The sequence below is a fragment of the Streptomyces sp. NPDC045778 genome (genome assembly GCF_056431945.1).
The window spans coordinates 64,027-72,125 of record NZ_JBWKJZ010000041.1; the positions used below are offsets into that span (position 1 = coordinate 64,027).

Genomic DNA, 8,099 nt, shown 5'->3' on the forward strand with positions numbered 1-8,099 from the left:
ACGGGACGGCGTCCGTACGGGGGTACGGGCGCGTACCGCGTACGGAGGTGCGGGAACGCGGGAACGCGACGTGCGGGAGTACCGGAGAAAGGTGAGACGACCGGTCCGAGGAGTGGGACGCGGTGGGCGAAGGGCCCGGAGGCGCGGCGGGGCGGTCGGCTCAGAGGAGCGTCAACAAGACGCCGACCACACGCGACCGAAGTCGATGTGGGAGCGCGTGACCAGCCACTGCTGCGGATGCATGAGCACAAGTGGAACAGGCATCCGGTAGGGCGTCAACTGCGTTGAGACGTACGGCTCATATTCTGGACAGACGCGTGAGACGGCGCGGCGGTCGGCCTTGACAGCGGGCGCGACGTGCCACGTAGTCTCGGGAGGCGGACGCGTGCTGAGGGGCTCGCTCCGTGCGGGCCGGTCGGCCCGGCGTGGCCCGCGTGTCGCACGCGGCGCATGTGAAGGCATCACTCGCACCATCGGAGCCTTCGCATGTCATCCGACGCCCTCACCGAGGTGGCCGTCCACCGGCCCGACCCCTCCAGAGACCATCCGGCCGAGCCGCGCATCGTGCCCCGGCGCCATCTCGGCCAGTGGGCGGCCGCCGCCGTGGTCGTCGCGGCGCTCGCGCTCGCCCTGAACTCCGTCGTGCGCAACGACGCCTTCCAATGGGACGTCGTCGGCGACTACTTCACCACCGCCGCCGTCCTGCGCGGACTGTGGCTCACGCTGTGGCTGACCGCCGCGGTGATGGTGCTCGGCTTCGCGCTCGGCACCCTGCTCGCCCTCGGCAGGCTTTCGAGCAACCCCGTCCTGCGGGCGGTCAGTTGGGGCTACGTCTGGTTCTTCCGGTCGATGCCGATCCTGGTGCAGCTCCTCTTCTGGTTCAACATCGGCGCGCTGTACCCGACGCTGCTCGGCGTCAAGACCGTGGACCTGCTCGGGCCCGTCACCATCGCCGTCATCGGGCTCACCCTGCACGAGGCCGCCTACGCCGCCGAGGTCGTGCGCGGCGGCATCTTCTCCGTCGACCGGGGCCAGACCGAGGCCGCGCAGTCGCTCGGGCTCGGCCGGTGGCGCCGCTTTTGGAGAATCGTTCTTCCGCAGGCCATGCGCTCCATCGTGCCCCCGGCGGGCAACATGCTGATCGGCACGCTCAAGGGCACCTCCATCGTCAGCGTCATCGCCGTGCAGGACCTGCTGTACTCCGTGCAGCTCGTGTACCACCGCACCTACCAGATCATCCCGCTCCTGCTCGTCGCCACGCTCTGGTACGTCGTCGTCACCTCCGTGCTCAGCGTCGGGCAGTACTACGTGGAGCGGCACTACGCGCGCGGCTCGGAGTCCGCCCGATGAGCACCGCGACGACCCCGTGCAGAAGTGGCCGGTGCGCGGGGACGCCCACGCTCGTGATCGTCGGCGCGGGCCCGCGCGCCACCGGCCTGATCGAGCGCATCGCCGCCAACGCGCCGTCCCTGTACCCCGGGGCGCGCCTGGACATCCACCTCGTCGACCCGTACCCGCCGGGCCCCGGGCGGATCTGGCGGGAGCGGCAGTCACCCCTGCTGTGGATGAACTCGCACGCGCAGGACGTCACCCTCTTCACCGACGACACGGTGGAGGTGGCGGGGCCCGTCAGACCCGGGCCCGCGCTGCACGAATGGGCGGGCGTCGACGGGCAGACCTTCGCCGGGCGCCGCACGCAGGGCGCCTATCTGCGCTGGGTGTACGAGACGTCCGTGGCCGCGCTGCCGCCCGGCATCACCGTGCGCCACCACGCCCGCCGAGCCCTGCGCCTGACCGGGCCCCGCGCCGGCCGCCAGCGGGTGTGGCTCGAAGGCAGCTCCCGGCCCCTCCTCGGCGACCTCGTCATCCTCGCCCAGGGCCACCTCGACGCCGAACCCGACCCCGAGCAGCGGCATCTGGCACGCCACGCCCGGCGCCACGGCCTCGTCCACCTGCCGCCCGACTTCACCGCGGACAGCGACCTCAGCGCCCTCGAACCCGGCCGGAACGTGCTGGTGCGCGGCTTCGGCCTCGCCTTCGTCGACCTCATGGTGCTCCTCACCGAGGGCCGCGGCGGGCGCTACGAAGGCGACACCTATGTGCCGTCGGGCCGTGAGCCGGTCCTGTACGTCGGCTCGCGGCGCGGCGTGCCGTACCACTCCAAGCTCGGCTACTCCTGGGACGACGGCGAACGGCCGCCGCTGCCGCGCTACTTGGGCCCCGCCCAGATCGACGAGCTGCTCGCCCGGCCCGGCGGCTTCGACTTCGGGCGCGACGTGTGGCCGCTGATCGAGAAGGAGCTGGGCTTCGCCCACTACCACCGCCTGTTCGCCGCCCACCCCGAGCGCACGGCCGTCGCCTGGCACGACTTCGACGAGAAGTACGCCGCGTGCCCGCCCGGCAGCCCCGAACTGCACGCCCTCGTCTCCACCGCCGTGCCCGACCCCGCCGACCGGCTCGACCTCACCGCCCTCGACCACCCGCTCGACGGCGTCCGGCACTCCTCGTACGAAGGGCTCCAGGAGGGGCTGCGGGCCTACATCGCCGCCGACCTCACCCGCCGTCACGACCCCGCGCACAGCCCCGACCTCGCCGTCTTCCTCGGCCTGCTCTCCGTCTACGGGCAGCTCACCCGGCTCGGCGACATCGGGCCGTGGTGGCACGGCTACTTCAGCTATCTCGCGTCGGGGCCGCCCGGGCCGCGCCTTCGCCAGCTCCTCGCCCTGTCCCGCGCGGGGATCGTGCGGTTCCTCGGCGCGGACCTGCGCGTCGAGGCGCGCGACGGGGTGTTCCGGGCCACCAGCGCCACCGTGCCCGGACAGTACGTGGAGGCCCGCGCCCTGGTCGAGGCGCGCCTGCCGCAGCCCACGCTCGCCCGCACCCGCGACCCGCTGCTGCGCGCCCTGCACGCCGAGGGGGTGGCCGAGACGCCCGACGGGCTCCTCGCCGTCGACCCCGCCGACGGCAGGGTCAGGGACCGCACGGGAAGTCCGCACCCGCGCCGCTTCGCCCTCGGCCCGCACACCGACGCACGCGGCGCGGGCGCCTTCACCCGGCCGCGCACCAACAGCCCGTCCTTCCGGCAGAACGACGCCACCGCGCGCGCCGTCCTCACCTTCCTGCACGAGACCTTCCCGCCCGAGGCCGGGCGGTGACCGCCGCCCGAGAGAGGTGTTCTCCGATGTCCGCAAGCCCACCCCCCTGCCGCGGTCCGCTGCATCTCGCCGCCGCCGTGGACCTGCCCGGCACCCATGACGCAGCGCCCTTCGTCGACCTGGCCCGGCTCGCCGAGCACGGCGCCCTCGACTTCGTGACGCTCGGCGACGGCTTCGCCCGCCGCGGGCTCGACGCGCTCGCCGTGCTCTCCCGCGTCGCGCCCGCCACCGGCCGCGTCGGCCTGGTGCCGGCCGTCACCACCACGCACACCGAGCCCTTCCACGTGCAGGCGGCCGTGGCCACGCTCGACTGGGTCAGCCACGGCCGGGCCGGGTGGACGATCGAGGTGTCCACCACCGAGGCCGAGGCCAGGCTCTTCGGGCGGCGCAGGGCCGCACCGCGCGAGGCGCTGTGGCGCGAGGCCGGTGAGGTCGCCGACGTCGCCCGGCGGCTGTGGGACAGCTGGGAGGACGACGCCGAGATCCGCGACGTGGCCACCGGCCGCTTCGTCGACCGGGACAAGCTGCACTACGTCGACTTCGAGGGCACCGGCTTCTTTGTGCGCGGGCCCTCCATCGTCCCGCGGCCGCCGCAGGGCCACCCCGTGGTCGTCGTCGACGCCACCGCGGGGCCCGCCCGCGACGTGGCCGCCCGGCACGCGGACGTCGCCCTGGTCCGGGCCGCGAGCCCGGCCCAGGCGGGGGCCGCACGCGCCGACCTGCGCGACCGCGCGGCGGCGTTCGGCCGGGACCCGGCGGAGCTGCGGGTGCTCGCCGCGCTCGTCGTCGACCTCGGCGGCGGCGAGTGCGCCGCGCGGCCCGGGCACGGCGGCGGCCCGCACCCCACCGCCGACGGGCCGCTCTACCGGGGCGGGCCCGTCGACCTGGCCGACCTCATCGCCGCCTGGCACGCGGCGGGCGCCGCCGACGGCTTCCACCTCACGCCCGTGGAGCCGCGGCGCGACCTGGAGCGCCTGGTCAACGGCACGGTCTCGCTGCTCCAGCACCGCGGCCTCTTCCGCACCTTCTACCCCGGCGCCACGCTCCGGGAGCACCTGGGCCTCGCCCGGCCCGCCAACCGCTACGCCGCGCACGCGGGGGAGGCGTCATGACGGCCCGCACCCACGGATCCCGTACGCGCAAGCGGATCCATCTCGCCGCCCACTTCCCCGGCGTGAACAGCACCACCGTGTGGGCCGACCCCCGGTCGCGCTCGCAGATCGAGTTCTCGTCCTTCACGCACCTGGCGCGCACCGCCGAACGCGGGCTCTTCGACTTCTTCTTCCTCGCCGAGGGCCTCAGGCTGCGCGAGCACAAGGGCCGCGTCCACGACCTGGACGTCGTCGGCAGGCCCGAGTCCCTCACCGTCCTGAGCGCCCTCGCCGCCGTCACCGACCGGCTCGGCCTCGCCGCCACGGTCAACGCGACCTTCAACGAGCCCTACGAACTGGCCCGCAGGCTCGCCTCGCTCGACCACCTCAGCGGCGGCCGCGCCGCCTGGAACGTCGTCACCTCGTCCGACGCCTTCACCGGCGAGAACTTCCGGCGCGGCGGCTTCCTCGACCGCGCCGAGCGCTACACCCGCGCCGCCGAGTTCGTCGCCACGGCCCGGGAGCTGTGGGACTCCTGGGCGCCCGGCGCGGGCGAGCCGCGGTCGTTCGCGCACAGCGGGCGGCACTTCGACATCGCCGGGGAGTTCGGCGTGCGGCGGCCGCCGCAGGGTCACCCCGTCGTGATCCAGGCCGGGGACTCGCCCGAGGGCCGCGAGTTCGCCGCGTCGGCCGCCGACGTGATCTTCACCAGGCACGGCACCCTGGAGGCGGGCCGCGCGTTCTACGCGGACGTCAAGGGCCGCCTCGCCCGGTACGGCCGCGGCCCCGACGACCTCAAGATCATGCCCGGCGTCACCCTCGTCCTCGGCGACACCGCAGCCGAGGCGCAGGAGCGGGCCGTCGAGATCCGCCGCCGGCAGGTCTCGCCGCAGAACGCCCTCCTGGCCGCGGAGCAGGTGTGGGGCGTCGACCTGTCCGCGTACGACCCGGACGGGCCGCTGCCCGGCATCGACCCGGACCCGGACTCGACGCTCGTCCAGGGCCGGGTGCCGGTCGGTGACCGGTTCGCGGTCGCCGAGAAGTGGCGCGCGCTGTCCCGGGCCAAGGGCCTCTCCCTCCACCAGACGGTGATCGAGACGACCGGGCGGCAGTCCTTCATCGGCACGCCCGCCGCCGTCGCCGAGCAGCTCGACGAGTTCGTGCGGACCGACGCCGCCGACGGCTTCATCCTCATCCCGCACCTGACGCCGGGCGGGCTCGACGAGTTCGTCGAACGGGTGGTGCCGCTGCTCCAGGAGCGCGGCGCTTTCCGTACGGAATACGAGGGCGCGACGCTGCGCTCACACCTCGGGCTGCCCGAGCCCGTACGGAAGGGTTGATCACCATGAGTACGACAAGCACCAGCGAGGAGACGCTCCGCCGCTGGCAGCAGTGGCACGCACAGCGCGTCGAGACGGTGTCCGCGCCCTACGGCCCGCTCTCCCTCACCGGCACGCACTGGCTCGCCGACCACCCGGACGGCGCCCTGCCGGGCCTTCCGGGCCACTGGTCCGGCGACGGCGACGAGGTCGTCCTGACCGCGGCCGCCGCCGACGGCCTCACCCTCGACGGACAGCCCTTCTCCGGCACGGCCCGGCTCACCGCCGACCCCGGCCCGGTCACGCACGCGCGCGTCGCGGCCGGTGAGCGCCGCCTCGTCGTGCTGCGCCGCGAAGACCTGTGGGCGGTGCGCGACTTCGACCCCGACGCCCCCGCGCGGCGCGCCTTCGCCGGCATCGAGGCCACCCCGTACGACCCGCGGTTCGCGGTGGAGGGCCGGTTCACCCCGTACGGGGAGGAGCGCACCGTGCGGGTCTCCAACGCCGACGGCGTGGAGCGCGGCCTCGGGCTCGGCGGTGAACTCGCCTTCCACCTGGCCGGGCAGGACCACACGCTGCGGGTGAGCGTGGAGGACGACGGCTCGCTGTGGGCCGTGTTCGCCGACGCCACCAGCGGCGACTCCAGCTTCCGGTTCCGCTTCCTGCGGCCCCCCGCGCCCGGCGCCGGCGGCCGCGTCACGGTCGACTTCAACCGCGCGCTGCTGCCGCCGTGCGCGTTCGCCGACCACTTCATCTGCCCGTTCCCGCCGCCCGGCAACACGCTGTCCGTCGGCGTCGCCGCGGGGGAGCGGAACGTGTCACGTCACTGAGCCGCGCGGCCCCGGTGACACGTCACCGGGGCCGCCGGGGGGCACAGGCCCGCGCCCTTCGGCACCGCAAGGGCCCTGCGTCGGAAACCGGCCGCAGCGTCCGGAAACGGCCCCTTGTGCTGTGTGACACCCCGCCGAATACTCCCGTGCAGCGCTTGTCAGGAGCACGGCGTAACCGGAATCCGCCGTGTCCGATGGCTGCGCCTCACGGGCCCGGCCCCCACGGGCCCCCTGACTTCCCTCGGGAGGAACCAGCAGTGAGGATCAAGCGCACCACCCCCCGCGGCGGCATAACGAGACACTCCCGCACGGTCGCCGTCGCGACCGGCCTCGTGGCCGCCGCCGCTCTCGCCGTACCCGCCGCCAGCGCCGACGAGGCGCGTACGTACAGCGCATCCGACCTCACGGCGGCCAGTGACGCCGTCCTCGAAGCGGACGTGGCGGGCACCGCCTGGGGCGTCGACGCGAAGACCGGCAAGGTCGTCGTGACCGCCGACAGCACGGTGTCCGCGGCCGAGATCGCCGCCCTGAAGAAGGCCGCGGGCGACAAGGCGGGCGCTCTCAAGATCGAGCGCACGCCCGGGAAGTTCCAGAAGTACGCCTCCGGCGGCGACGCCATCTACGCGGACAGCTGGCGCTGCTCCCTGGGCTTCAACGTCCGCAACAGCAGCGGCGCCTACTTCTTCGTGACCGCGGGCCACTGCACCGACGGCGCCGGCACGTGGTGGGCGAACTCGGCGAAGACCACCGTGCTCGGTACGACGGCGGGGTCCAGCTTCCCCGGCAACGACTACGGGCTCGTGCGCTACACGAACAACTCGATCTCCAAGCCGGGGACCGTCGGCAGCCAGGACATCACCCGGGCGGCCAACCCGACCGTCGGCCAGAACGTGACGCGGCGCGGCTCGACCACCGGCACGCACAGCGGCCGTGTCACCGCCCTGAACCAGACCGTGAACTACGGCAGCGGTGACGTTGTCAGCGGCCTGACCAGGACCACCGTGTGTGCCGAGCCCGGCGACAGCGGCGGGCCCCTGTACGCGGGCTCCACCGCGCTCGGCCTGACCTCCGGCGGCAGCGGCAACTGCTCGTCCGGCGGTACGACGTTCTTCCAGCCGGTCGTCGAGGCGCTGAACGCGTACAACGTCAGCGTGTACTGACACCGCACCCCGAGCCGGTCCGGCGAGCCCCCGCCCAACTCCCGGGCGGGGGCTCGCCCTTGGCGTGTCACGGGGCTCGCCCTGGGGTGGGCGGCGCGTTACCTTCGTACTGCATGCCCTATTCGCCCCATGAGACCCCGGGGGCCGTCGTGGTCGAGGAACTGGTGGCGGCCGGAGCGGCCGTCGCGTCCGCCGGAGCGGTGTACCTGCTGTCCGCGGCGCGCGTCGTCAAGCAGTACGAGCGGGGTGTGGTGCTGCGTCTCGGGCGGCTCCAGGAGGGGGTGCGCGGGCCGGGGTTCACGCTGGTGGTGCCGGGTGTGGACCGGATGCGCAAGGTCAGCATGCGGATCGTGACGATGCCGGTGCCGGCGCAGGAGGGCATCACGCGGGACAACGTCACGGTGCGCGTGGACGCGGTCGTGTACTTCAAGGTCGTGGACGCGGCCAATGCGATCATCCAGGTCGAGGACTACCGCTTCGCGGTCTCGCAGATGGCCCAGACCTCGCTGCGCTCCATCATCGGCAAGAGCGACCTGGACGACCT

At 73.9% G+C, this 8,099-nt stretch carries 7 protein-coding genes; all 7 read left to right on the forward strand.

Features of this window, described 5'->3' with window-relative positions; genetic code table 11:
- Positions 1-486 precede the first annotated feature (486 nt).
- A complete protein-coding gene (locus AC07GB_RS35050; RefSeq protein WP_478852724.1) occupies positions 487-1,350 on the forward strand; it encodes an amino acid ABC transporter permease in 864 nt (287 codons plus the stop codon).
- Positions 1,347-3,155: an FAD/NAD(P)-binding protein gene (locus tag AC07GB_RS35055; protein ID WP_478852726.1), complete on the forward strand. Its 1,809-nt coding sequence runs from the start codon at positions 1,347-1,349 to the stop codon at positions 3,153-3,155. The genes AC07GB_RS35050 and AC07GB_RS35055 overlap by 4 nt, the downstream gene beginning before the upstream one ends.
- 26 nt (positions 3,156-3,181) lie before the next feature.
- A complete protein-coding gene (locus tag AC07GB_RS35060; protein WP_478852728.1) occupies positions 3,182-4,267 on the forward strand; it encodes an LLM class flavin-dependent oxidoreductase in 1,086 nt (361 codons plus the stop codon).
- Positions 4,264-5,586: an NtaA/DmoA family FMN-dependent monooxygenase gene (locus tag AC07GB_RS35065; protein WP_478852730.1), complete on the forward strand. Its 1,323-nt coding sequence runs from the start codon at positions 4,264-4,266 to the stop codon at positions 5,584-5,586. Before AC07GB_RS35060 ends, AC07GB_RS35065 begins: the two co-directional genes overlap by 4 nt.
- A gap of 5 nt (positions 5,587-5,591) precedes the next feature.
- Positions 5,592-6,395: a DUF1684 domain-containing protein gene (locus tag AC07GB_RS35070; protein WP_478852732.1), complete on the forward strand. Its 804-nt coding sequence runs from the start codon at positions 5,592-5,594 to the stop codon at positions 6,393-6,395.
- Positions 6,396-6,652: 257 nt separating this feature from the next.
- The gene (locus AC07GB_RS35075; protein WP_478852733.1) at positions 6,653-7,555 is read left to right on the forward strand and encodes a S1 family peptidase; all 903 of its coding nucleotides are present in this window, start codon (positions 6,653-6,655) and stop codon (positions 7,553-7,555) included.
- Between the two features lie 113 nt (positions 7,556-7,668).
- On the forward strand, positions 7,669-8,099 hold a 431-nt coding region (locus AC07GB_RS35080), incomplete at its 3' end, for an SPFH domain-containing protein (protein ID WP_478852734.1).